The organism is Streptomyces rimosus subsp. rimosus (genome assembly GCF_000720725.1).
GTDB lineage: Bacteria > Actinomycetota > Actinomycetes > Streptomycetales > Streptomycetaceae > Streptomyces > Streptomyces rimosus_A.
This window is the reverse complement of record NZ_JOCQ01000003.1, coordinates 38388-61223: the sequence shown is the minus strand read 5'-3', so window position 1 is coordinate 61223 and position 22836 is coordinate 38388. Positions and strand designations below refer to the sequence as shown.

General features: G+C 67.7%; 27 protein-coding genes. 5 read left to right on the top strand and 22 right to left on the bottom strand.

Features of this window, described 5'->3' with window-relative positions; genetic code table 11:
* Nucleotides 1-327 precede the first annotated feature (327 nt).
* Complete coding sequence (locus IH45_RS0102200) at nt 328-2199, top strand: DUF2075 domain-containing protein (protein WP_030660340.1); 1872 nt, start codon at nt 328-330, stop codon at nt 2197-2199.
* 132 nt (nt 2200-2331) lie between these two features.
* On the opposite strand, the gene IH45_RS1000000148505 is transcribed toward IH45_RS0102200, so the two are convergent.
* From IH45_RS1000000148505 to IH45_RS0102135, 13 genes are all read right to left on the bottom strand, one after another.
* Nucleotides 2332-2856 carry a hypothetical protein gene (locus IH45_RS1000000148505; RefSeq protein ID WP_158812867.1) on the bottom strand — a complete coding sequence of 175 codons (525 nt, stop codon included), beginning with the start codon at nt 2854-2856 and terminating at the stop codon, nt 2332-2334.
* Entirely contained in the window at nt 2853-3329 is a 477-nt protein-coding gene (locus tag IH45_RS0102190; RefSeq protein WP_030660333.1) for a hypothetical protein, read from the bottom strand. Before IH45_RS0102190 ends, IH45_RS1000000148505 begins: the two co-directional genes overlap by 4 nt.
* Before the next feature lie 20 nt (nt 3330-3349).
* A complete protein-coding gene (locus tag IH45_RS0102185; RefSeq protein WP_030660327.1) occupies nt 3350-3778 on the bottom strand; it encodes a hypothetical protein in 429 nt (142 codons plus the stop codon).
* 156 nt (nt 3779-3934) lie between these two features.
* Nucleotides 3935-4438, bottom strand: coding sequence for a hypothetical protein (locus IH45_RS0102175; RefSeq protein WP_030660324.1), 504 nt, complete (start codon nt 4436-4438; stop codon nt 3935-3937).
* Nucleotides 4435-4857, bottom strand: a complete 423-nt coding sequence (locus IH45_RS0102170; protein ID WP_030660322.1) for a hypothetical protein — start codon at nt 4855-4857, stop codon at nt 4435-4437. Before IH45_RS0102170 ends, IH45_RS0102175 begins: the two co-directional genes overlap by 4 nt.
* The gene (locus IH45_RS0102165; RefSeq protein WP_030660319.1) at nt 4854-5204 is read right to left on the bottom strand and encodes a hypothetical protein; all 351 of its coding nucleotides are present in this window, start codon (nt 5202-5204) and stop codon (nt 4854-4856) included. Before IH45_RS0102165 ends, IH45_RS0102170 begins: the two co-directional genes overlap by 4 nt.
* 674 nt (nt 5205-5878) lie before the next feature.
* A complete protein-coding gene (locus tag IH45_RS01000000143010; protein ID WP_032916644.1) occupies nt 5879-6334 on the bottom strand; it encodes a hypothetical protein in 456 nt (151 codons plus the stop codon).
* 18 nt (nt 6335-6352) lie between these two features.
* A complete protein-coding gene (locus tag IH45_RS0102155; RefSeq protein ID WP_158812865.1) occupies nt 6353-6943 on the bottom strand; it encodes a hypothetical protein in 591 nt (196 codons plus the stop codon).
* A gap of 192 nt (nt 6944-7135) precedes the next feature.
* Nucleotides 7136-7999: a hypothetical protein gene (locus tag IH45_RS1000000148500; RefSeq protein WP_158812863.1), complete on the bottom strand. Its 864-nt coding sequence runs from the start codon at nt 7997-7999 to the stop codon at nt 7136-7138.
* Nucleotides 8000-8089: 90 nt separating this feature from the next.
* Nucleotides 8090-9238, bottom strand: a complete 1149-nt coding sequence (locus IH45_RS0102150; protein WP_234440399.1) for a PD-(D/E)XK nuclease family protein — start codon at nt 9236-9238, stop codon at nt 8090-8092.
* A 69-nt stretch (nt 9239-9307) separates the two neighbouring features.
* Complete coding sequence (locus IH45_RS0102145; protein WP_050514462.1) at nt 9308-10420, bottom strand: AAA family ATPase; 1113 nt, start codon at nt 10418-10420, stop codon at nt 9308-9310.
* A gap of 45 nt (nt 10421-10465) precedes the next feature.
* Entirely contained in the window at nt 10466-10804 is a 339-nt protein-coding gene (locus IH45_RS01000000143005; protein WP_032916643.1) for a hypothetical protein, read from the bottom strand.
* Nucleotides 10805-10968: 164 nt separating this feature from the next.
* A complete protein-coding gene (locus IH45_RS0102135) occupies nt 10969-11544 on the bottom strand; it encodes a hypothetical protein (RefSeq protein WP_030660308.1) in 576 nt (191 codons plus the stop codon).
* A gap of 444 nt (nt 11545-11988) precedes the next feature.
* Here IH45_RS0102135 and IH45_RS0102130 point away from each other — a divergent pair, with 444 nt between their 5' ends.
* Nucleotides 11989-13518: a DUF2079 domain-containing protein gene (locus IH45_RS0102130; RefSeq protein ID WP_234440398.1), complete on the top strand. Its 1530-nt coding sequence runs from the start codon at nt 11989-11991 to the stop codon at nt 13516-13518.
* Nucleotides 13519-13626: 108 nt separating this feature from the next.
* On the opposite strand, the gene IH45_RS0102125 is transcribed toward IH45_RS0102130, so the two are convergent.
* From IH45_RS0102125 to IH45_RS0102085, 8 genes are all read right to left on the bottom strand, one after another.
* On the bottom strand, nt 13627-14016 hold the full coding sequence (locus tag IH45_RS0102125; RefSeq protein ID WP_030660302.1) for a hypothetical protein: 390 nt from the start codon (nt 14014-14016) through the stop codon (nt 13627-13629).
* Nucleotides 14017-14438: 422 nt separating this feature from the next.
* Nucleotides 14439-15293 (bottom strand): hypothetical protein, encoded by an 855-nt coding sequence (locus IH45_RS0102120; protein ID WP_030660300.1) that lies wholly within the window; start codon nt 15291-15293, stop codon nt 14439-14441.
* Nucleotides 15290-15496, bottom strand: a complete 207-nt coding sequence (locus IH45_RS0102115) for a DUF5999 family protein (RefSeq protein ID WP_030660298.1) — start codon at nt 15494-15496, stop codon at nt 15290-15292. The genes IH45_RS0102120 and IH45_RS0102115 overlap by 4 nt, the downstream gene beginning before the upstream one ends.
* A 239-nt stretch (nt 15497-15735) precedes the next feature.
* Nucleotides 15736-16221, bottom strand: a complete 486-nt coding sequence (locus tag IH45_RS0102105) for a helix-turn-helix domain-containing protein (RefSeq protein ID WP_030660295.1) — start codon at nt 16219-16221, stop codon at nt 15736-15738.
* Entirely contained in the window at nt 16218-16943 is a 726-nt protein-coding gene (locus IH45_RS1000000149185; protein WP_050514461.1) for a hypothetical protein, read from the bottom strand. Before IH45_RS1000000149185 ends, IH45_RS0102105 begins: the two co-directional genes overlap by 4 nt.
* Nucleotides 16944-16998: 55 nt before the next feature.
* Entirely contained in the window at nt 16999-17292 is a 294-nt protein-coding gene (locus IH45_RS0102095; protein ID WP_030660291.1) for a zinc-dependent metalloprotease, read from the bottom strand.
* Nucleotides 17293-17862 (bottom strand): hypothetical protein, encoded by a 570-nt coding sequence (locus tag IH45_RS0102090; RefSeq protein ID WP_030660288.1) that lies wholly within the window; start codon nt 17860-17862, stop codon nt 17293-17295.
* A gap of 280 nt (nt 17863-18142) precedes the next feature.
* Nucleotides 18143-18787, bottom strand: coding sequence for a hypothetical protein (locus IH45_RS0102085; RefSeq protein WP_030660285.1), 645 nt, complete (start codon nt 18785-18787; stop codon nt 18143-18145).
* A 571-nt stretch (nt 18788-19358) separates the two neighbouring features.
* Between IH45_RS0102085 and IH45_RS01000000143000 the strand changes: the two genes are divergently transcribed.
* On the top strand, nt 19359-20423 hold the full coding sequence (locus IH45_RS01000000143000) for a hypothetical protein (protein ID WP_050514460.1): 1065 nt from the start codon (nt 19359-19361) through the stop codon (nt 20421-20423).
* A 208-nt stretch (nt 20424-20631) separates the two neighbouring features.
* Here the strand turns inward: IH45_RS01000000143000 and IH45_RS0102070 are convergent, their stop codons facing one another.
* Nucleotides 20632-21687, bottom strand: a complete 1056-nt coding sequence (locus IH45_RS0102070; protein ID WP_078897146.1) for an NAD-dependent epimerase/dehydratase family protein — start codon at nt 21685-21687, stop codon at nt 20632-20634.
* Between the two features lie 94 nt (nt 21688-21781).
* On the opposite strand from IH45_RS0102070, the gene IH45_RS01000000142995 reads away from it, so the two are divergent.
* Together IH45_RS01000000142995 and IH45_RS0102060 are read left to right on the top strand one after the other, a co-directional pair.
* Nucleotides 21782-22318 (top strand): GNAT family N-acetyltransferase, encoded by a 537-nt coding sequence (locus tag IH45_RS01000000142995; RefSeq protein WP_324607916.1) that lies wholly within the window; start codon nt 21782-21784, stop codon nt 22316-22318.
* 60 nt (nt 22319-22378) lie between these two features.
* Nucleotides 22379-22756: an NUDIX domain-containing protein gene (locus tag IH45_RS0102060; RefSeq protein ID WP_030660275.1), complete on the top strand. Its 378-nt coding sequence runs from the start codon at nt 22379-22381 to the stop codon at nt 22754-22756.
* Nucleotides 22757-22836 lie beyond the last annotated feature (80 nt).

The window sequence follows — 22836 nt, the reverse complement described above, 5'->3', positions numbered from 1 at the left end:
CCTTGCTCTCCGACCCTCTGTTCATTGCTGCTTCCATGACCGCCCTTACGCTGGTCACTTGCTGCGTGGCCATCTGCGTCACGGCATGCTTGATCGTTAGAGCGGCCATTCGGGGTAGCCGCTCCGCCGACCGCCCCGAAATTATTCGAGAACTCGCCAGGATCTACCGTCACCTCCTGACGTCGTGGTGGCGGCGGAAATAGCTGGCCTGCCAGTCTCTTCGCCTGTCGGAGCGCGATCCGTATGCACGCGCTCCGGCACGCAGGGGGAGCGTCTGCGGAGATAGAGTGGACACCCGAGACCCTGTACGCAACCTGGGGGCAATCCTTGCTGTTCCGTGGATCGGCACACGAAGTCGCCGCGCTGGCGCATGAAGGCTCGCTGCCATCTCAGTTGCGAGAGCGATTCGTCCGGGAACACGGCTGCGCTCCCAGTGCATCCGAGGTGCGCTTTTGGGGGGAGAGTATATCGGCGCTATCTGCCGTACTACTGGATGCCGGCCTTGAGCAAATCGATGTGATGATGGAGTACCACCTGCCACTTACTTCTAAGTGGGTCGACGTAATACTTGCTGGTGTGCACCCGGATAGTGGGAACCCCTCGTACGTCGTCATCGAGTTGAAGCAGTGGAAAAGTGCAGAGGCGGTGGAGGGGAAACCGCTGCTGTGCCGGACCGGACCCAGCGGTCGACCTATGCTCAACCCGATCGAGCAAGTGCGCCGCTACTGCGATTACTTGGTGTCCCATAACGGGGCTCTCGTTGGGCACCCGGAACGGATCACGGGGGTAGCCTATCTGTACAATGCGGCCGAATCTGACGTTGCTGGATTGTACGACGCGGGGCAGAGCGCGCACGGGCGGCTGTTCAGTGCTGAGCGTCGCAGAGACGTTATGGTTTTCTTGAAGGAGCACCTAGCCCCGGAGGTCGGCGCAGCGGCATCCGACGAGCTACTCGCCGGGGAAATTATCCCTTCGAAGCCTCTTATGGCGGTGGCCGCTGATGAGGTCCGTGAGCAGCAACAGTTTGTACTCCTTGATGAGCAGCGCGTCGCATATGAGGAAGTGCTACACGCTGTCCGAAGGGCGCAGCAATCGCCCCACAAGGAGGTAGTGGTTGTCGCTGGCGGCCCGGGGTCTGGCAAGAGTGCTATCGCGCTGGCCCTGCTCGGTGAGTTTCACCGGCGCGGCCTCTCTGTGCTGCACGCCACAGGGTCGGCTGCTTTCACTACAGCCATGCGAAAGATGGTCGGTTCACGCAGCCGCGAAGTGCAGAAGCTCTTTAAGTACTTCAACAGCTTCATCACAGCTGACCGGAACAGCCTCGATGTATTGATCTGCGATGAAGCACACCGCATCCGTGAAAGCTCCAATAATCGGTATACCCCGACTTCTCATCGAACCGGAAGGCCGCAGGTCGAGGAGCTGATCGACGCTGCACGGGTTCCCGTCTTCTTGCTCGACGAGCTCCAAGTCATACGTCCTGGTGAGCTGGGAACGGTCGATCTGATCCGAACTGCGGCCAAGAAAAAAGGTGTCGAGTGTCGGGTTATCTGCCTCAACGGCAACTTTCGAAGCCGTGGCAGTGAGGCGTATCTGCGTTGGGTGGAGCAACTGCTCGAACCATCCAGGGATGGACCGGCGGGTTGGAACCCTGACGGTCTAATGGAGCTCAAAATAGCCAACACCCCCCAGGAACTGGAAGCATTTCTCGACCAGCGACGGTCCTATGGCTACAGCGCGCGCATGACAGCAGGTTTGTGCTGGCCATGGTCGTACGCCAATCCGAGAGAGCCCCTGCCCGGGGACATCGTTATCGGCGACTGGTCCCGCCCTTGGAGCGCCAAGGGTGAACGAGCCGTCATGGGAGCCCCGCCCGCCGCGCTTTGGGCCACCGACCCGTCCGGCTTCGGTCAGGTCGGCTGCATCTATAACGCACAGGGCTTCGAGTACGACTGGAGCGGTGTGATCATTGGGCCGGACCTGTTGTGGCGAAATGGTGCATGGCTCGTTGATCACGCGGCATCGGCCGACCCTGCGTTGAAACGCGTGCCGCAGTCTGATGTACGGCAACTGATCCTCAACACGTACAAGGTGCTTCTCACCCGCGGCATCGTCGGCACTGTCATCTATTCCACGGACGCCGAAACCCGCGACAAACTGCGCGAACTTGTAGATGCGCCTGTCACTGAAACTGCATAGATGGCCGAACGGGGGCATGGCGTTTCCCTGCTGAGCGACCGCCCGCCATGGGGCGGTCGCCGCAGGAGAGCCATCCACATAAGGAGGTTTCTGCTGTGGCTGCGGTGGAGCGTGACAGGCTGCTTCGCTGAATCAGGCCTGGTCGAGCCAGAGCAGCCCGAAGGGTGTCTGCCGCAGCGTGCTCATCGCCGCCTTGCCGATGTCGGCTCGAACGTCCGCCCAGTGCACCCGGCCGTACGGATCTCGGTAGGGCTCCACGTCCCAGGTGCCTCCGGGGCTGGCAGAATCGATCACGTCAGCTACGGAATTGCTGAATCCGACCACTTTCGCTTCGCACTCCTCGATCAGCAGCCGCAGCTCCGACGGCTCGGCAACCTGAGCGTCCGCACGGGCCGCCCAGGCCACGGCACACCTCCGGCACGAGGCGCTGGGTTTGAAGGTCACCTCGCAGATCACCATCGGCATCCGGTACTGCCCGGCTGTTCCTGCGGTTGCTGTTTGGTGCCGCCTGCGTGCGGTGGCCGTGGCGGCAGCTTCGGTGCTGGTCGTACGGGAGGACAGCAGGTATGACGAAGTGCCGCTGTCGCGGGTGGGGTCGTGGAAGACGACGCACCACAAGCCGTGGAACGGCTGTGCATGTTGGAACGGGGGCTTCACCGGTCCTCTCCCCATGCTTCGGAGACCATGCGTGACAGCCACAGGCCGAAGCCGGCGGGGTCGTGCCGTATCCAGTGCTCGGAGTAGAGGGCGGCGAACGCCGCGTGCTTCTCCCGCTCGTTGTCGGTGAGCGGGACATCCACGCGGGCGTGGTGACGCCCGCGTGGCCAGGTCGGGCGGGTGGAGCCGGGGGCGGCGTGATCGGCGTGCCAGTGGGTGTTGGCGACGATCTGCGGCGGGGCTTGGAGGTGCAGGGGGATGTCCATCAGGGTGAAGTTGGCGATGCTGGAGTGATAGGCGCCGACGGCTCCGCCGACAGCGTCCTCCGGCATGTCGATCCATACGCGGTGGCCGTACTCCTCGCGGGGGCCGACCTCGATCACGAACCGGTTGTAGACGATGGCGGGGCCGTCATGGGCGTCGTACGCCGCGCAGACGCGGTCGCCGGGCTTGTACGGAGCAGGGGTGGGCATGTGCTGTCTTTCGTTTTCGGTCATTTCTGGGCTGCGGTGGCGTACGCCTGGGCGGCTGCGGCGCGCGAAGCCGTGGCGGGGCAGGGTCCGAGGAGGTGCTTGAGGGCGGCCAGGAGGCGGCGGGTGTCGGACTCGCGTCGTGCCTGGTCGGCGATTTTGATCAGACGAGCCACGTCTTCTTCTCTGGTGGCGTGAGGGGTTCGGCAGGGGCAGGTGCTCGTCGCGTTCGAGTTCAGGGCGTTGAGGGCTCGGGCGTGGTCGGACACGGGTGCGCACTTCTGGTGGCGCTTGAGGGGCTTGGCGCGCCGCAGGTGGCTGTAGAAGCGTTGGCCCTGCCAGCCGCAGACCATGCAGCGAACGGGCCACTGGACGTCGGAGCCGGGGTAGCCGGAGCGGGGGGCCCAGCCGAGTTCGTCAATGCGGGCGAAGGCGACTACGGCCGAGATCAAGTTGCGGGGGTGGGAGGGAGGCCCACCAGGTAGAAGTTGAGGGCGCGGTCTTTCTGCTGGGTGGTGCTGGGGTGTATGGCGAGCTGCACGGCCGGGAGTCTCCTTGGGGTGGTCCGCCCGTTAAGTAATTTCTACTATGCTTAAGGGGTGGGTCAACTACGCTGTGTCATTAGAGGGAGCCTCCATAGTGGCCTGCCGCTGCTGCATCTCCTCCGCAGACATGCGGCCGGCGAGGCCGTCGTACGGCGCCGTCCATGTCCAGCCGGGCCGGACATCCCCGGTGCGCACCACGCCACCGCTGACGTGCAGATGGAGGTGTGGGATCGTCACCGACGCGTTGTTGACTCGCAATACCTCGTACCAAGTCCCGCGGTACTTCGCGAAATCACCGCGCTGGAAGTCGACCCTTGACCACAGTCTGCGGCCCCTGTGGGTGCTCTTGGAACCCACGCCGCACCTCGAACCCGGAGTGATGCGGTGTCGGGTGTACCTGCCACTGAAGATTTCGTGGGCGGTCGGGTGGTCGGTGGTCAGCCGATACCAGGTGTTGTCGGCGATGGCGTCGACGGCCGTTATCTCGAAGGTGACCGGCAGGCCCTCGGCGTCGAGGATGTGGCGGCCGTCGGTGTGACGCAGCCAGACAGGATCGCCGGGGTTCACGGCTGCCTCCCGTCGCCGCCCAAGGACAGCAGTACGGCCAGGGACAGGAAAACCAGGAGGGAGAGCGCGTTGTTGTCTTCACTGGTCAGCCAGGTACAGGCAAGGTAGGCATGGTGTATGCCGTGGCAGAACTGATCCAATGAGCCGTCCTGATTGGCGGCCAGCCATTTGCGTGTGGCGCCGATCAGTTCGTGGGCGAAGCGATCCTCGTGGAACGTACCTCGCACGGCCTGAGTGTCGCGGGCCGCCCACGCGGCGACCAGTAGCAACCGGCATCGACGGCTGGGAGAGAGCTGCCCCCACAAGTGCAGCAGTGCGCGGTGATTGGCGAGCGCAAGGTGTGGTCCGGGATGGGAGAAGTCGGCCAGGAACCGGGAGGTGGTTATCAGGGTTCGGTGCAGGGAAGCGTTGTCGGTCACGTGTAGCTCCTCGTCATTGCGGTGGATTCGCGCTCGACGGGCGGGTCGGCGGTCGGTGCGGGGGATAGGTGAAGGGCTCGCGCTGCACTGGTCAGCGCGTACGCCTCCGCGAAGCGTTCGAGGTGAATGAGCGCGCAGACTTCGAACACCAGGCTCCAGTGGCATTCGGGCACCGTGTCGGCGAATTCTTCGTAGTTCAGGTGGCGCTTGGCTCCGGCACGCCGCGCGAAGGCTCGCTGCACAATGTGCTCCATGGCGTTGGTGGCGCGGCGGATCTGCTGCGAGTTCAGGTCGAGACTGCTGATCACGTCGGCGACCGCCAGCAGCGGCAGGCGTCTAGGCAGCATCAGGGGTGTGAAGTCTTTCTAGGGGGAGGGGTACCGCTGACTGCGGGTGCGGCCGGCGGTGGGGTGTCAGCAAGAGGCCCAACCGAAGGACGGCTACGTGCCTTTACCGTCGGTGCGGATCGGCAGAGCTCCGGCGACGCGGCCCGCCCCGGTCGAGCGGGCCGTAACGCGTCAGTGAGGGTCAGCGGATGTGCACGCGGGGACCGGCTGGTGCGCATGGCGCGCGGCCGCCGGGGGGAGGTGAACGGGCATCGGAGCGCCGGGGAAGGCTCGGTGTCGGCGGCGAGGACGACGGCGATGGACTCCTCAAGTACGGCGCGGCGGTGGCAGGAAGTGAACTGCTGCGCCCACCGCTCCATGGCTGATCCGTCGGTACGGTCCTGACCGCTCGCATCCGCGTGCAACTGCCAGGTGTCTACCAGGTAGTTTGCCGCGAGCAGGAGCGCGGCTTCCGCCTGGTGCTCGGTGAGGCCGTAGTCGGTGGCGGTCTTCAAGACGGTCAGCGGGTCGGGCGTGGATGCGTTCACGAGAGTCCTTTCACTCAGCAGGGGATCCCCTCTCCGTATTAACTAAATTCTACTATGGGCAGTGGGGGTGTCAATTACGAACGAGCAGTTCAGGAGCCTGGTGGCGCGATCCGCCCGGGTGCGCGCGCCATCCGCCGCGCGCTTCGATCAGGCTGCCGCGGCGGACCTCTTGCCTCGCGAACGCTTGCGAATGCTCGCCGGGCCGGCGGAGCGCACCTGGGCGCGCAGCGCCACCTCCCGGCACTCCCCACACAAGGGTTCCCCCACTCGCCCGTGACCGGCCACTCCTCCACTGGTGCCGCAACTCCCCGCCCGTGAAGGCAGCTTGCTCAGCGCCGGAGCGCCCTCGGCCTTCGCGACCACCCTCCCGTTGATCCACACCCGAGCCGCGCACACGCCGTCGAACCGGCCGGCTTCCGGGCGTACCCGCTCGTAGCACCGGGAGATGAACGGGCAGGAGTCCGCGCAGTCCTGCATCAGCGGAGTGCTTGCGGCGATGAGGTCACTGGGTGAGTCGACCTGCGAAGCGACGGGCACGTAGCCGTCCTTGGCGGCGCACGGCACGGCGTCGATCCAGGTAGACGGCTTGGTAGGGGTGATCACGGAATGTTCCTCGCGACGTCAGAAGGGGGGCGGGTGAGCCACGGCGGCGGGCGCGATGGCGTTCAACGCCGCCGTCGAACGCAGAGACAGAGCGGCCGAACGACGCGACCACGAGCGGTAGAAAAGGTCGTTCCACACTTCGGCCGTCCGGTATGGAAGGGGGCATGTCGTATACGTGGCCGCGTGGGCCTGCTCGACCTCGACTGCTTGGCGCAGGGCTCCGTAGCGCACGGGCGTCAGCCGCTCGGTGACCTGAATGTGCACTTCCGTCCACGACAGGCGGCCAGTGCGAGTGCCCGAAGGCGCCTGCACCTCGTACGTGAACCCACCCGAGCTGGGGCCCCAGCAGGTTGAGGCCCCAGCGTCAGGCTCGCCCTCCACGCGCTGCATTCGGCGGGGAGCTGTGGGCCGCCCGAAGTGGTGCGCCGCCCACGCGACGCGCGCGCTGGCGTCGGCGAGATCGACGAACTCCAACAGCTCGGCCGGGGTGAAGAACCCGTGCACGGCCATCCGTCGGTCTTCGTCCGTCAGCTCCGCTGTGGAGTCCCCTGCCTTCAGTCCGGCCCACTCTCGTGAGGCGTCCGGTGCGGGAACGGAGGCGTTCGTCATACCGTCCCTAAGCTAATGCAGCGGCCTATTAAGCCACGATTGAATGTGCGGGTCGTTGCCTATGTCCCTGCGGTGTGCGCTGGGCCTACCGCGGGGGCTAGTTATTGCCCGGGTGGCCTGCGAGTGATCACTCGGCTCTCTGGGGTGATTAAGCAGGTGGCTAGCAGTCCAATCTGAATCATAAACGACGGCCTATTTCTTGGTCGATGTCACCCCCACACCAGAGCCCGAGTCCATCACCTGCTGTCGCGCCCCGCGCATCTCTTCGATCCGACGCCGAGCCACCTCCGACAAGCCGTCCCCACCCGGCCGGCGCCGAACCTCCGCCAACGTGCTCTCGTTCACCGCTCGCTCAGCCCGTTTGACCCGCTCCCTCTCTGCCCGTTTCTCCGCCTCACGCTGCGCACGCGGACTTGTCCCGCAGCCTCGACACGAACGCCCTGGAACATCCGGATGAGCAGCACACGCCCGACCCGGCGCCCCCTTCCCCGCAGGCACTGGCTCTTCGTCGCCAGCGGGCAATGGCTCCCCTGCGGCGACAGCCGCGGGGGTAGGGGGGATCTCTTTCTGAAGGTGTTGGTTGTGGTTACTACCTAGAATCCCCGGTCCACCCGACTCCGGTGAACCGACCCCCGGTGAACCGACCCCCGGAAACCCGTCTTCGGTCCCCGAAGAACTCTCCGCAGCGTCAGAGCCCAGCTTCTTGGACAGCTTTCTGGACAACCGGCGAGCCTCCAGCCGTTCATACTCCTCGGCTACCCAGTCCTGCGCCGTGTCGTACACCTCGGTGAACCGCGAGAGCCGCCCACCCGGACCCCGGTCGGTCACCACGCGGTAGTAGCCGAGCCTCTTCAGCTCCCGCACCGCCTCCGCCACAGCCTCCCGGCCCTCTTTCCCCGCGGCCGCGATCGCCGTGATCCGTACTTCCCAGTTGTCCGGCTTCGAGATGAGCCACGTCAGGATGCCCCGCGCCCGAAAACTCAGCCGCTCATCGTTCACGGCCGAGTTGGGCATCACCGTGAACCCGGAAGTCAGGTGGCGGCGCAGAATGGTCACGGAACATGCCTCCAAGGCAGCACAGGGCTCGAAAAGACCAAAAAGGGAGGCGGACCCCGCGCCGTGCGCGCGGGGCCGCTCAAGGGAGCGTCAGGGGCGCTTGCAGGAACGCGTGACGTTGATGGTGCGGGGCGTCTTCTGCCCCGCCGCGTTACGCATCGGCACCGCCACGCCGGCACGACGGGCTATAGCCACCATGCCGTTCACATCCGGAACCATGGGAACCGTCAGTCCGGCGTTCTCGAACGTGTCGACCAACGCCTGAACGTCGGGTTCCTCCTTCGGGTTACCGCCGCCCCAGCTCAGCGTGTTGTCCCCATAACAGCCCTCGGGTGAGTCGTCGAGCATCGCCCGAAGCGCTTGCTTGCGCTTCCTCGACGCGCTCTCCCGCTCACGGTGGCGCGCGTACTCCGCCAGAGCAGCGGTGCGGTCTTCGTCGTCGTGCACCAGGATCGTTTGCGCTGGGCTGCCCGGAGCCGCCCCGGGCCAGCACGCCGACGCCCACGGGCAGTAGTCGCATAGCGTCTTCGTCGGCAAACCCGGTCCATCGTGATCACGAGACAGCTCCTCGGGGGTGTCCGCTTCCAACACCCGGTCCACCCACCACCGGGCCTCGTCCGCCAGCCACGGGTCAAAGTCGAACTCGTCGATGTGCTCTTCGCCGGTATCCCGGCACACGAAGCGAAAACGGATCCGCTGCACGTCCACAGGCCCCACCCGGTGCAGGTATCGCTGCCCCGGCACATCAGCGAACTCGACCGTGCGCAGCAGGTCGGCGTACAGCAGGACCTGCCGCACCTCGGCAGCCGTCGGCCCGTACCGCACGACCCGGTCCCACACGCGGCTGGACTTTGTCTTCACGTCCTCCACTGTCAGCACCTCGGCCGGCTGGCGTGGCCGGTGCCGCTTCGGCAGGCGAGCGGCCGTCGCGGCATCCAGCTGTACGACGTCGATGTGCCCGCGGATCCGGTCGTCGGCGACGGCGCGTTCCACCAGCCAGCCGTATTCGGTGCGGGCGGACTCCAGTAGTCCGGTGTGGATATAGGTGCCGAGGATCGCGGCCTTCTTGTCCGGCGTGTCCGTGGGCGGCACCTGGTGCACGACGTATCCGGCCCGGCGCTGGCACACGGTGTCGGACGCGCCGAGTTGTCGTTGCTGTGACCGGGGGCGCCGGGCGTCGACGGCGGTAGCGGCATCCCAGATCGACACCGGGGCGGGCTCGGTCAGTGTTGCAGTCACGCGTTTCTCCAAGAGGGCACGCCGGGCCCGCCCGTAGTGACGGGCCCGGCGTGAATGAGGCAGGGGTGATCAGGCGGCGGGGGCGTACGGGTCCTCATCGAACGGATCCGGCTCCGGTTCGCCCTGCTCGTCCTGCTCCGCGAGGGCAGCGGCGCGCAGTTTGGCCGCATCGCTCGTCGGGTCCTGGATCTTCGGCGGGTTCTTCAACGCTGCTACCTGCTGGGTGATCGCGTGACGCACCACGTTGATCTCATCCCGGCTCAGGGACTTGTCCGCCCCGACCTTCTTCCACAGCTCCTGGAGTCCCGGAATGCCGTTCTTCTCAGCCGTCTCCTGAACCTTCGCGATCCACGGCAGAGCCAGGTCACCGGTCAACTGCGGGGCCTGGCGCGGCGCCGAGTGGGGCCCGCAGCCCATGAGGTCGAAGACCAGCGACTCGACCGAGAACTGCGGTACCGCCTTGGGTTTGCCCTCGCGGGGGACCTGGAATTTCAGGGAGCGGGCGCCGACCACGTAGGCGTGATCATCCCCGCGCAGCAGCCGCACCCACACGGTGGCGTCGAACGCCAGCGACTTCTGCCCCTCGACGCGCCACGTCTTCGTGTTCGGGATGGGTTCCCCAGCGCCGTCGATGGCCTGTACGTCCTTACCGCGCGCCAGGAGGAGCACGATGCCGGGCATGGTGCGAACCAGGTACATCACCCGGTTCCACCGTTCGGTGGCGTCGTTCCACGGGTTCATGCCCGGCTTGATCTCCGCGTCCGGGTCGAAGCGCAGCTTCTTCTGCCCGGTCTTGCTGCGCCGGCCGCGGTCCTGCGTCCAGTTCACAAGCATCCGCCACAGCAGGGACACCGAGTCGATCACCAGCACGACGGGGGGCTCGCCTGCGGAGGCGGCGCGCTTGGCTTCGGCGTGCACGGCCTCGATCTGGCCGAGGATGTCGCGGTAGGTGCCGTTGTGCTCGATCAGCAGGTAGTCGGCCCCTGGTATGGCGGCGTACTCGTCGGCGGTGTCCTCGCCGAGTTCCAGCCAGTACGCCTGGCCGGTGCGGTCGCAGCCGGTGAAGGAGGCGGCCAGGTAGCTCTTGCCTGCCTTCTCTTCACCTTCGAGCAGGATCTTCGGCCAGGGGATGGCGCCTGTCGGTTTGCGGGTGCGCAGTTTCGGGACGGTGGGGGTGGTCATGCGGTAGCTCCAGTCCAAGAGGTCATAAAATACAGCGGCCTATTTTTAGGCCGAGCGAAGGCCTCGAAGCTCGAACAGGGGTGACCACTCGGGGTGCAGGTCGATGAGCTTGCACACGTACCTGGACCGGTAGTCGTTGTTCAGCTTCCACGGCTCACCGCGAGTCGCCCTGCCGTACTGCCAGCGCAGGACCTCGAACAGCATCCCGATGCCCACGCGCTTGATTCCTTGATTGACGCAGTCGGAGGTCAGCGCCTCCAGCTGGTCCAGGATCCACGGGTTGAGCTGGTGAAACGACTCAAAACGGTCCTGGATGCTCGCGCTTCCGGGCGTCTCGGGGTGCCGCAAAGGCGCAACGGGTAGTTCCAGCTGTTCGGGAACCATGATCCTCCCCCTCCGTTCAAATGTTGCAGCCTATTTTGCGGCATGGGGCGGCCCTGATCTACACACCCCTCCTTCGGTAGGTAAATTCTACTATGTTTGGAGTGGGGGTCAACTACGGAAATGGCGGCGATAACCACCTGGTCATTACCGCTAACTGCCCTGCCTTACTGCTCCTGCTGCGCCTTCTTCGCGGCCGCACCGCGCTTCGCGATGAACGAACCCGGCCCGTCGTACCGGCCCGCCCGCAACGCCTCCGCGACCTCCTGTTGGAGCTGCCATGTGGACTTCCGGGACTTCTGCATCGTCACCTCGGCGGCATCGAGCACCGTGTCCAGGAGCCACACGCGGGAGCCCGACAGTACATAGTCCGCCGGCGGCAGCATCCCCGTGTTCCGAGTCGCCGCCTGGGCGGCGGCCACCTCGCCGACCCCGAACAGCTCTCCATACTCTTGCGTGCCGACCAGGGGAGGCAGCTCGCCCTTCCTCTTGGGGCGTGAGGTCGCCTGCTGTTCCTCCAGCACCTTCTTCAGCAGACCCTCATCCAACTGGCGTCCCTTGCCGCCGGGCGGCAGCGCAACGTCAATGACGAGCCCGCCCGGCCAGAACGGCTTGCCGGAGACGATCGCCGCATCCTCGTACGACAAGATCCCGGCCGGCACCCATCGGTCACTGACCGCTGTCGGTGCGATGTTGTACACCCGCGCGATTTCCTTACGGCCAAACAGCAGCGGCTTCGCCACAACGGTCTCCTCTCCCGTCCCGCACCAGGGGTAGCAGAATACGCTTAAGCGTCGTGTGGTCGAACGCCGGGGCCGGACTGTCGGTAGCCACTGTTAGGGTGAAGGCACCCTTTCCAAGAGGTGTAGCGAAGGCCCCGCGTCCCACGGACGCGGGGCCTTCGCCGTTCACGCCTGGCGCTGGAGACATCAGCCTGTCCGCTGCGCCTCAGAGTTGGCCTGGGTAGGTCGGTGCAAGGGCGTGTGGATCAAGTTTCGGGACGCGGCGTGGCCGGGCGAAGTAGCGTCGTCGCCATGATTCTGCGACGGGACCGAATACCGGGCCAGGGCGCCGTCTACTTACCACGTCAGCGCCCGGCTGGGCAGGCTGCTGTCTCGGTTGGCGACCTTGAGCGGCCGTGCTCGTCGGCCCCTGCGCCGTGGCGCGGTGGCGCAGGGCGGGGCTGGGTGCTGGCGCTGTTGTGTTTTCTCGTGTGCTGCGGTTTGGGGTGGCAGTCCTGGACGGCGCTGCGGGTGACGGGCTTCGATCTCGGGATCTTCGATCAGGCGATACGGTCGTATGCCCATTTTGAGCTGCCTAGGTCGCCGATCAAGAACGTGCATCACGAGTTCCCGCCGGACTTCTCCCTCCTGGGTGATCACTTCTCTCCTGTGCTCGCGCTGCTGGCGCCGCTGTACTGGGTGTGGGACGACCCGCGGATGCTCATCCTCGCCCAGGCAATCCTGTTCGCCGCCGGGGTGCCCGTGGTGCGCAGGATCGCCCGGTACTGCTTCGCAGACGCCGCTCCGTCCGTCACGCGGCGAGCGGCCGATGGGGCGGGGCTGGTGTATGCGCTGGGCTGGCCGCTGCTGAACGCCTCGTACGCCGGCTTCCACGAGGTGGCCTTCGCCGTGCCGATCACCCTGCTGATGATCGAGCGGGGCCTGGCCCGCCGCTACGGCGCCGCGGCGCTGTGGGCGGCTCTGCTGTGCACGGTCAAAGAAGACATGGGACTGGTGGCCGGGATCTTCGGGCTCGTCCTGGCGGTACGCGCACACCGCTCGGGCCACCGCACCGGACGGGCCCTAGGCGTAGCGGTGATGGTGGCCGGCCCACTGGTCTCCGCTGCCGTGATCACCTGGTTCCTGCCGGCGATGGGCAGCCCAGCCGGCTACTACTGGTCCTACGGCCGCCTGGGAGCAGACCCGGGCAGCGCCTTGCTGCACATCCTCACCGAACCATGGGTGCTACTTCAGGTCGCCTGTATCCCGGCCATCAAGGTGGCCATGCTCGCATGGGTGTTGGGCACTCTGGCGCTGCTGCCGCTGGGCTCGCCCACCATGCTTCTCGCGCTGCCGTTGCTGGCGGAACGGGTGCTGTCCGACAACCCCAACCACTGGCCCGTGATCAACCATTACGATGCTTTCCTGTGGCCGATTCTGCTCACCGCCGCCCTGGAAGCCGTGGCGCGGCTGCATCGACGCCGAGTGAGGCAACCGGCTGCCCGGTGCCCCCGGCTTCCGGGGCGATGGGCGATCGCCGGCCTCATGCTGAGCTCGGCGGCCGCGGTCTTCCTCGGCTTGGGCATCCTGGTGTACCCGGGCTCCTGGCAGCCCCCGGCAGACAAACGCGCCCTGGCCCAGGCGGCCGGTCGCATCCCCGTCGGAGCCACCGTCGAGGCGGACAACACCATCGCCCCGCGTCTGACGGCCCGCACCGACGTCGTCATCGTCGATGCGACCCCGCGCGGAGCCGACTGGGTCCTGATGCGGGAGAAGAAACGTGCCTTTCCCTTCGCCACAGTGACCGAACAGCGCGACCGGATCAGTCTGCTGCTGGCCCATGGGTACCAGGATGTGTGGCGCCGGGACGGGGTGGTGCTGCTGCGCCGCGTGAGCCCCGTACCTATTCCGGGCATGAGCCGTCCCGGCCCCGGCAGCACTCCGGTCCGTGAACAGGTGCCCGCGGACGTGGGGCGCAATCTGTTCCAGCGGTAGAGGGGCGCCCGGCCGGCGGGCGGAAACACCGGCGGGGCCGGAGAGGGAAAACCCTGCTCCGGCCCCGCGTTGGTGCTGGGACGCTGATGCGCCCAGGTATTGGCTTGGTTACCGGCTGACCTTGCCGGTCATCCAGGTGCCCCCGCTGTTCTTGTCGATCAGCTTGCCACGGCAGGCGCCCTGGCTGCCCACGGAGAAGACGTAGGTCCTCACCTGCCCCGCAGAGATGTAGAACGACCCCTCGTCACCAAACCAACGCCCGTTGTCACAAACCAGGTTGAAGTCCGCATGCGCCTTGCCACCACGCGTCTTGTGGTAGCTGATGTCGTAACCCTTCGGGTCGGCGGACAGACACAGGCTGCCACTGCCGGTGTTGACGCAGGAGGTGCCGGCGGTGATGGCAGGTGCGGCCTGAGCCGACGGCCCGAAGGCCGCCATGGCCCCCACCATGGCAACGGTCGACAGCCCAACGCTAGCCATACGGCGAACAATGGTCATTTGTTCCCCCTTCTCATCATGTCGCCCCTCTTGAGGCGACGAGGAGGAAGCTACCAACACGAAGTCGATCGTCCGTGCGATTAACGGCCCGATGTTCAGTGTTCTAGACGTCTCTCAAAGCAGGGTTTGAATGCGTCAGTCCCAGGGAGTCCGAGCATCCTGTGCGTCCCACGAGCATCATGCTTCACTTGAATAACAACTTCCGCTTCAAGCGCCTGTTTACCGTGCGTCAACTGAGCCGCTTTGGGCTGCTCGTAGCCCAGACAGCACAGGGGCGCCAGTGGTATGAGAAGTCTGGAACTCGCCCGTAGCGGCCCGCCGACTATGGGAAGCCGCACACCGGCCTACTCGCCGTTGAACAACTGGAACCGCACTTTCCAAGAGGCGCAGTGAAGACCCCGCGTCCTACGCATGTGGGACCTTCACCATTCACACCTGGCACTGGACGCATCAGCGTGTTCGCTGCGCCCAGGGCGTCCGCGGAGAGACGGGCGCTCAGCGATGGGCACTTGGAAGGAGATGCCTGGGCTCCGCATGCGCCGAACGGGCTTATCGAACCGCCCCACCGTGGGCAGGAGGCCCCTGACGAGAGGTTTCTCGTGGATACGGCGGTCGACCAGCACTTGCCACGCAAGACCGTCATCGTCACTGACCTCGTAGCGGCCCGGACGGCTGGGGGCCAGCTCGGCAACGGCGCTCGCGCGCTGCGCCGCGGCCACGTAGGCATCGGCGAGCGGCGGGAGAATGCCGCCGCTGTTCAGGTGCCGGGCGTAGCCCCACACCACGTCTTCGCTCATCCTGACCGGAAGCGATGAACTGAACGACAGTAGGTAGCGCCAGGGAACGATGCTGCCGGCCGGGGGCAGGGCTCCGCGTACCGGCGGGAGCCACAACCGTGCTCCTTGCGGCGGCGGGTTCGCCTGGAGGTGGCAGGACGCCGCCGGGTGGCTGGTGCGGTACTCGTAGGCGTGCAGCCCGGTGGCCCCCACCACCATCTGGTGGCACAGGCCGCGGTTGTTGCTGCGGTCGCGTACGCAGTACAGCCCGCGCTCGACGGAGTGCGTCCAGGTGCCGGAGACGATCAGGTGCATGGTGAGTGCCCGCAGCAGGCGGGCGCCGAACCAGGTGTCGATGCGGTGGATGCCTGCGAAGACGCCCTTGATGGCGGGGGAGACGTACATGGTGTGCGGGGCCCGCAGCGCGGTCGCGGGAGCCTCGCACGGTTCCCAGGTCGTGCCCTTCAGCAGCCGCGATTGGGGGTTGAGGCGGTAGGTCACGCCGCGCTGCCTGCCACTTCATGACGGCCGGGCCGGCACGGGCGGATGACCTGGCCGTCGGGCAGCAGGACTCCGGTGTCCTCGAAATGCAGGACGCCGTTGCACAACAGGCTCCAGCCCTGTTCCGGGTGGGATGCGATCAGGTGGACGGCGTCCCGGTCGGGGGCGTCGGCCGTCGGGCAGGGCGGCTGGTGCTGGCACATGCGCAGTCCTTTCACGACGCGTTGACGGCCGCTACATCAGGCCGTGCCGGCTGGGGTCCATGCAGCGGCCCTCGCTGGTGCCGCAGCCGATGCAGCCCTCCCCCTCCGGCGGGTCCTGGTCGTCCGGCTCGCTGGTGTTGTGCTCGCTCATGGGATTCCTCGCGGCGTGGATGGAGGTATGGGGTGGATGCCGCTCGGTGCGCAGGGTCTGATCGCTCCGGCGCACCGAGCGGACGTTTTCAGGCCGCCCGGCCGGTGCGGGCAGGATCGGCCGGGCCAGAGCCGGCCGCGGTCTCGTCGAGGAGGCGGTGCTGCTCGCAGATGCGCATCGCGTCGATGCGGTCCTCGGCTCCCAGCTTGCTGAACAGCTGCGCCATTCGGACTTTGACCTGGTCGGAGGACTGGCCGGTCTGCTCGGCGATCTCGGTCAGCGTCAGGCCGTCGGCCACGGTCCGCAGCAGACGCTTCTCACCGCCGTCCAGCGTGGGAGCTTGGCCCCGAGGCATGCCGGGGTCCAGGTGCCGGTCGCGGAAGGCGATGCGGGCCAGGGCCGCGCGGTGACCGTTGACGCCGAGTTTGCGGCGCAGGGAGACCAGGTAGGTGCGCACGCTCGTCGGGGCCAGGAACAGTGCCTCGGCGATCTCCCTGTTCTTCTTGCCCTGTGCAACCAGGATGAGCAGTTGCTTCTCCCGCGGGGTCACGTGCGCCGGGTTGGGGGTTGTCATCGGCTTCTCCTTCGAGCGTGTCCGGCACTGGTGCGTGAGGGGGCGGGCCCCGGGGGCTTGGCGGTGGTGGGGGAGGGCTGTGGTGCCCAGGCCGATTCGACGGTGCAGCCGGTCAGGGTGGCCACGAGCTGGGAAGCCAGCACCCAGCGCACATCCGGGGACTCGTAGAGCCGGGTCACCTTCGCGACCGGGACGGGCAGCGGCCGTCCGGGGCGGTAGAGCCGCCCGAGGATGCCGTCGAGGAGCGGTTCGCGCACGCGCACGGTGACCCAGTTGTCCCGCAGATGCGGGCACCGCTCGGTGACCTTCTCCACACAGCCGCCGCGGCAGACGGGCGGGTGGACGGTCAGCTCGCCTTCCGGCCAGTCCGGCCGGTCCGCGCGGCCGTCTTCCAGCAGCCACAAGAGGCCCTGCTCATTGCGGTCGGCTGGCTGGCGGCACACCTGACAGCGCAGACGCAGCATCGCGTACCGCTGCCGCACCGAGTGCACCTTGGCAAACAGCGGGCTCCCGGCGCCCTGGTTGGCCTGGCGCCGGACCCAGAGCACACCGCGCCGGTCCCGGTCGTGCAGCTGCTCGTCCGCGAAGGCGATCCCGCCCCCGCCCCGGGCGGGGACGACGGGAGCAGGGAGTTCGTGCTCGGCGCTCCAGCGGCTGACGTACGGGACGAGGCCCGGCGGCCAGGGGACGCCGGTGGCTGGTGCGGTTACGGGGATGGTCATGGCGGGCTCGTTCTCTTGTGTCCATGGAGGAGTACGGGGCTGGGGGCGCGCTGGCTCACAGGCCGACGCGGCGCAGCCACGCCTCGGGCTGGTGGATCTCTTCGTCGGTCGGCACCAGGCTCAGGTCGTGCCAGACCTTGTTGAACCGCGCGACGTCACCGACACCGGCCACGGCCGCGGCAACGAACCGGGCCCCGTCGACGCGCGGGTCCAGGGGCGGTCCAGGCGGTTCCGTCGCGGCTTGGGTGTGCTGCTGTGCGCGGCGGTCCTGCTCGCGACAGAGCTGCTGATGCAGCCGGTAGCGCCACGAGCGGTGCAACCGGGCCGCGGACGGGAGGACGCCGAACACCTAGCTCGTGTAATGGCGTTCGGCCCATTCGGCGTGCCCCTCGAACAGGACGGGCACCGCCCGGTCGTCGTAGGCGTAGCGGCGTACCGACAGGCGGGGCGGTACGACCGCGCCCTGGCTGGCGAAGACCTGCCCGTGGTGAACGCACTCGTGCACCAGAAGCCGGAGCAGGGCGGTGCGGTCGCGCCGGACCCCGGTGTGGTGCAGGGCCCGCGGCGCGATCAGCGTCTGCGGCCGACCGTCCGGACCGGTCAGCGTCATGCCCTCCTGCAGCGGCCACGTCAACGCCAACTTCCTGCGCCAGGCGTCCACCTTGTGCGCGGCTTCCGCCCGCTCGCGCTCGTAGACCTCGGAGCCGGCGAACGCCTGCTGTATGCCGCGCTCGACGTAGGCCACCACCTCCATCCGCCAGACGCGGGGTGTCACCAGCCGGAAGGTGACCGTGGGCGTGGCCAGGCCGGTGATCTCCTCCAGCCTCGGTGCCGCCTCGGCCAGCACCTGCCGGACCTGCTGGGCCAGCCTGCGCGCCCGGCCGGTCTCGTCATGGACGTTCACTTCGATGCCGCTCATGCCGCGCCCCCCGGAGCGTGATGGGGCTCAGGGGCGGCGGACGGCAGAGGCGCGCTGGCGTAGAGCGGCACGGTGATCGTCCCGGCGGGAGTGCGCTCTATACGCACCCGCCCGAGGTACTGCGGGGCCGGGCCCGGGCGGCGCGCCGGCCACGGTGGCACGGGGGAGTGGGAGGTCATGGCTTCTTTCGAGGCGAGTGAGCGGGAAGGGGCGGGCCCCTTCGCCGGGGGGCAGGCATGGACCACGGGGCCCGGCGAAGGGGCGGCATCAGGACGGCCGGTCAGGCGCGCAGGACGGTGACCAGCTCGCCGAGGCCGTACAGGGACGGCAGGCACACCACGGCCGTCAGCACAGCCGCGCCCGGGTGCCGCCGCAACACCCCGGCGGCACGGCGCGCACACCCTGCACGCCGGTGGCGGGTGGTGGCCGGGGCCGGTGGCCGGGGGTTGACCGGCCCGGTGCGGTGCCGGGGCAGGCGTGCGGTGACGGCAGCAGGCGGCGGGGCCGGGCAGCGGTTCAAGGCGTCGGGCCCCGCCCGCAGGTAGCGCACCTGCTGCTGGAGCACTTCCGCCAGGTGCACCATGTGAAGCGTCGGGCCCAGCGGGCTGGGCGGCGTCTCCTGCTGGACGTGCCGTGCACGGGCGAGCAGCAGCCGCAGCACATGTGAAGAGTCTTCAGCGGCCTGGTCACTCAGAAGGGCTGTCACGTCCTGGAGGTGCTTCTTCAGCCCGGCGATGCGGCGGTGTACCTCGGCGCCCTCCAGCAGCGGCGCGTCCTTCATCAACACCGCATCGGACGCCAGGGCCGCGGCGGCGATGATGTCGGCGCCGCGCCCGGCCTTCAGGCAGGCAGCAGCGCGCCGTAACTCGTCGACGCCCCAGGGGGGATGCGAGCGGGTGAACGCAAGGTGTATCTCGTCGCTCATCACCCGCCCATCGGGCGTGGGCTTCGGTGTCGTTGAGCACGTAGGGGGCATCAACTGCGCTCCATGGTGCGGTCGGGCAGTGTTGCCCGACGAGGTGAGAAGCGGCTTAGCGGTGGGAGCTGAGGCGGTCTTCGAGGAGCAACAGCGGGGGAGCGACACGCCGGAACGGGAGACATCGTCAATGCCTTTCGTTGGCTGCATCGTGCAGAGCGCCGAAAACCCGGGGGCCTTCAACGCGTACGCGGTGCGACTACAGGGGGCGGCAGGTGTTGAGGTGCCGCGGGGCCCGCTCCGCGCGCTGAAGCCGTTGCTGCCGTGAGTGCCTGCAGCCGCGGCTGCACGGGTACCACCTGCGGTGATGGCGAGCCGAGCGGGTAGCCAGAGTCCCGCCTAGGCGTCAACACCGCCATTTCACGGGGGTATCACTTCTGCGATCACCGAAGCCCACTCGACGCACGGCGCTGTCACCTGGGTATCACCAGGCGCCAACGTGTTGCGTCCGCAGGGCAGTAGGGAAAAGTGACGTGGACGACGGCTGGCTGTGTGCCCCGTCGAGCCGAAAGGAGTGTGCGTGGCCGCCCAACCTGCTTCCACCTTGCTCAAGCGCCTGGTGGACGAGGCTCACCAGACCTACGAGATGTTCGCGCATGACTATCAGCAGGCAGCGCGGGAAGTCGCAGCCGTACGACGGGACCGCAGAATCGCTACGGCCACCGTCTCCGAAATCACCTTCCGGCGCTGGACATCGGGAAAGGTGCAGACCCTGCCGCAACATCCCGCGCCGCTGGTCTTGGAGCACATGTACGGGCACCCGGCGCGGGCCTTATTCCAACCGGCGCCCGAAGCATCCTGTCAGCCCCTGGCCGTATCCACGATCGAAGAGAGCGAACTCGACATGACCGCTCGTGACGCTGCCGCCCACGCGGAGGACGCCGCCTCCCTCACCGTGCCGGACATATCCCTCGACCGGCTCCACGACGCCATCCTCGACCTCGCCCGGACTTATAACAGCACTTCCCCGCCCGAGGTCCACCGCAAGGCCAAGGAACTCCTGCTCGACGCCCAGGACAAACTCGACCGCACACAAGTGCCCCGCCAGCGCGAACACCTCTACCTCACCGCCGGCCAGGCCGCCGCCATGCTCTCCGCCGTCTGCTTCGACCTCGGTGCTCTGCAACCCGCAGTCCAGCACTCCCGCACGGCTGCCCTCTACGGCCAGATCATCGAGCACGGCCCGCTCCAGGCGTACGCCCACGGCGCCCTTGCCTTCCTCGCCTACTGGAGCGGACGCCCCGCCGCCGCCCTCAACCTCGTACGCACCGCCCAAGACTTCGGCGGCCTCGGCGCCACCGCCCGCTCCCGCCTCGCCGTCATCGAAGCCCGCACCCACGCCCACCTCGGCGACCGCGAACAAGCCGTCCGCGCCACACAAGCCTCCCTCGACATCCACCACACGGACCGCGACGAGCTGCACGACGACATCGGCGGCGAATTCGGCTTCACCCCCGAACGCCTCGCCATGAGCAACGCCACCCGCCCTGCACCTGCTCGACGAGCGCACCGACGGCCCCCGCCCGCTGCTCATCTCCTCCCAAGCCGCCACCGACCTGGCCCGCGCCCGCCTCCTGCGCCGTGAGCTCGACGGAGCCTGCGAGGCGCTGGAGCCGGTCTTCGATGTCCCCCGCGACTGGCGCGGCGCCGGCGTCCTCGAACGCCTCGCGTCCGCCCGCGCCCAGCTCACCCACCCGGACTTCCGCACCGCCGCCCAGGCCGCCGACCTCGGCGAACGGATCGAGGAATTCACGGCCGTGTCCGTCTCACGAAACCTGGGCGGATCAGCGCACCTAGCCCTCGATACCTGACACGGTCCGGCCATCAAACGCCGCCAGCAGCCGCTGCTCTCTACCCGCATCAAGGCCGTGCTCGCCGGCCCGCGAGTGCGTCACCGGAACACCGCCGTCGCGCAGCCACCGCCACGTCGCCTCCACCGTCTCCGCCAGCGGCCGGCACACCAGTCCGGCCGCCCGCGCCCGCTGCGAGTCGATGTTCCACACCCCGACATGCGTCCGCCACAACGGGAGCTCCGTCCACTGCTCCACGTCCGCTTCGAGCAGGAAGGCATCCGGCACCCAGGACAGCTTGCCGCGACGCCCGGTCACCTCAAGGCACGCCTCCAGGAAACTGCCCATCGTCTCGCGGCCGACCGGCGCCACCACGTTGTACGCCCCGCCCACCGACGCCGCACCCTGATCCAAGGCGAACACCGCGACATCGCGCACATCCACCGGCTGAATGCTCTTGGCCGGGTCTCCCGGCGCCAGGATGCGCCCGCCCCGCTCAGCCCGGTGCAGCCACCACGGCAGGCGCCCCACGTACTCACCCGGCCCCAAAATGACACCCGGCCGCAGCAGCACCGACCGCTTCTCCCCGAACACCTCCAGCACCGCCCGCTCGGCCCCAGCCTTCTGCCGCCCGTAGTACCAGTCCGGGCCGTCCCAGCCCTCGGGCAGCCGCCCGTACTCGGCATCCGCATCCGGCGGCCCGTCCAGCAGTTCCGATGCCTCCGTCAGCGGATCACTGGGCCACCCGCGGTAGGCGTTGACCGTGGAGACGTACACGTATCGCTCGGCCACCGCGCGCAAGGCGCGGGCGCCGGCCAGGACATCGCGCGGCGGCAGCGCAGAGGACGACGTGTCCACCACTGCATCCCACGGTCCGTACGACGCCAAGGCCGACAGATCTTCCGGATCTGTCCGGTCACCGTGCACCGCTTGCACTCCAGGCACGTCTGGGCCCGAGCGCCCGCGGTTGAAGGTGCTCACCTCCCACCCGCGCCGCAGCGCCTCCTCGGCAACAGCTCGGCCCAGAAACCACGTCCCGCCCATGATGAGAATGCGCATGGACAGATCGTGCCCTCCGCGGGTGCGGCACCGCCATCTTCTGCGGGCTCTGGGCACTGCTGCGCCAGGTGCCTGGCCTATAACATCCGCGGTCATGTACCCGGTCACCCGCCACAGCACCCGCCTCGCACTGCGCGAGCTGACCATCGACGACGTGGACACCGTGCACGCCATCTACGGGAGCCCGGCGGCCACCGAACACCTCAGCTTCACCCCGCGCACGCGCGACGAGGTCGGTGGAATCGTCGCCCGCGGCATCGCCGCGGCCACCGCCACCCCGCGCCACGAGTACGTACTCGCCGTCGTCACGCAGGGGGACGACGGCAACCTCATCAGCGTCACCCGCCTGGCCACCGACCCCCACCAGCAGAAGGCCGCCACCATGGGCTTCGCCCTGCGGCCCGATGCCTGGGGCGTCGGATACGGCCAGGAGACCGTACGGCTGACCCTCGACCTCGCCTTCACCGCGTATGGGCCGCACGGGCCCCGCGCAACGAAGCATCCGCCAAAACCCTTCTCGCGGCTGGCATGGTCGAAGAGGGGCGCATCCGAGGGCACGTCTACGTCCGGGAAGCGTCGCGGGACTCCATCACGTACGCGATCCTCAAGGACGAATGGCAGGCCCGTATGAACACGCAGTAGTCGCACGCCGTATGCCCACATCACTGGACTCACGAGAAACGTCACCGCCATGACCGCGTCCCACAGCGTCCAGCGACACCGTCGGATCATTGACGTCCACCTCCTGCTGATCCGCGACAGCCGGGTCCTGCTCAGCCTGCGCCAAGGCGGATACGCCTCCGGGCAATGGCAGGTTCCCTCCGGCCACCTCGAAGCAGACGAACCCACCGACCACGGCACCGTCCGCGAGGGATGGGAAGAGATCGGCGTACGCGTCGATCCGGACCACCTCGAACTCGCCCACGTCATCGACCACCGCGCTCCTGGAGAAGACCCCCGCTTCGGCATCTTCTACCGCGCCCACTCCTGGGACGGCGAACCGTACAACGCCGAACCCGACAGATGCGGCGGCCTGTCCTGGTTTCCTTTCGACGGCATCCCTGAGTAGACCGTCCCCTACCATGCCGCCGCGCTCCGCCACATCGCCACCGGCCGCATCAGCAGCAAATATGGCTGGGACCTTGGGCT

What these genes read in the sequence shown, in the direction of transcription:
- IH45_RS0102190 (WP_030660333.1), bottom strand. Translation starts at nt 3,329, where the DNA reads ATGCCCACCCCTGCTCCGTACAAGCCCGGCGACCGCGTCTGCGCGGCG.
- IH45_RS0102165 (WP_030660319.1), bottom strand. Translation starts at nt 5,204, where the DNA reads ATGCTGCCTAGACGCCTGCCGCTGCTGGCGGTCGCCGACGTGATCAGC.
- IH45_RS0102155 (WP_158812865.1), bottom strand. Translation starts at nt 6,943, where the DNA reads ATGACGAACGCCTCCGTTCCCGCACCGGACGCCTCACGAGAGTGGGCC.
- IH45_RS0102145 (WP_050514462.1), bottom strand. Translation starts at nt 10,420, where the DNA reads ATGACCACCCCCACCGTCCCGAAACTGCGCACCCGCAAACCGACAGGC.
- IH45_RS01000000143005 (WP_032916643.1), bottom strand. Translation starts at nt 10,804, where the DNA reads ATGGTTCCCGAACAGCTGGAACTACCCGTTGCGCCTTTGCGGCACCCC.
- IH45_RS0102125 (WP_030660302.1), bottom strand. Translation starts at nt 14,016, where the DNA reads ATGACCATTGTTCGCCGTATGGCTAGCGTTGGGCTGTCGACCGTTGCC.
- IH45_RS0102115 (WP_030660298.1), bottom strand. Translation starts at nt 15,496, where the DNA reads ATGTGCCAGCACCAGCCGCCCTGCCCGACGGCCGACGCCCCCGACCGG.
- IH45_RS0102105 (WP_030660295.1), bottom strand. Translation starts at nt 16,221, where the DNA reads ATGACAACCCCCAACCCGGCGCACGTGACCCCGCGGGAGAAGCAACTG.
- IH45_RS1000000149185 (WP_050514461.1), bottom strand. Translation starts at nt 16,943, where the DNA reads ATGACCATCCCCGTAACCGCACCAGCCACCGGCGTCCCCTGGCCGCCG.
- IH45_RS0102090 (WP_030660288.1), bottom strand. Translation starts at nt 17,862, where the DNA reads ATGAGCGGCATCGAAGTGAACGTCCATGACGAGACCGGCCGGGCGCGC.
- IH45_RS0102085 (WP_030660285.1), bottom strand. Translation starts at nt 18,787, where the DNA reads ATGAGCGACGAGATACACCTTGCGTTCACCCGCTCGCATCCCCCCTGG.
- IH45_RS0102070 (WP_078897146.1), bottom strand. Translation starts at nt 21,687, where the DNA reads ATGCGCATTCTCATCATGGGCGGGACGTGGTTTCTGGGCCGAGCTGTT.
- IH45_RS01000000142995 (WP_324607916.1), top strand. Translation starts at nt 21,782, where the DNA reads ATGTACCCGGTCACCCGCCACAGCACCCGCCTCGCACTGCGCGAGCTG.
- IH45_RS0102060 (WP_030660275.1), top strand. Translation starts at nt 22,379, where the DNA reads ATGACCGCGTCCCACAGCGTCCAGCGACACCGTCGGATCATTGACGTC.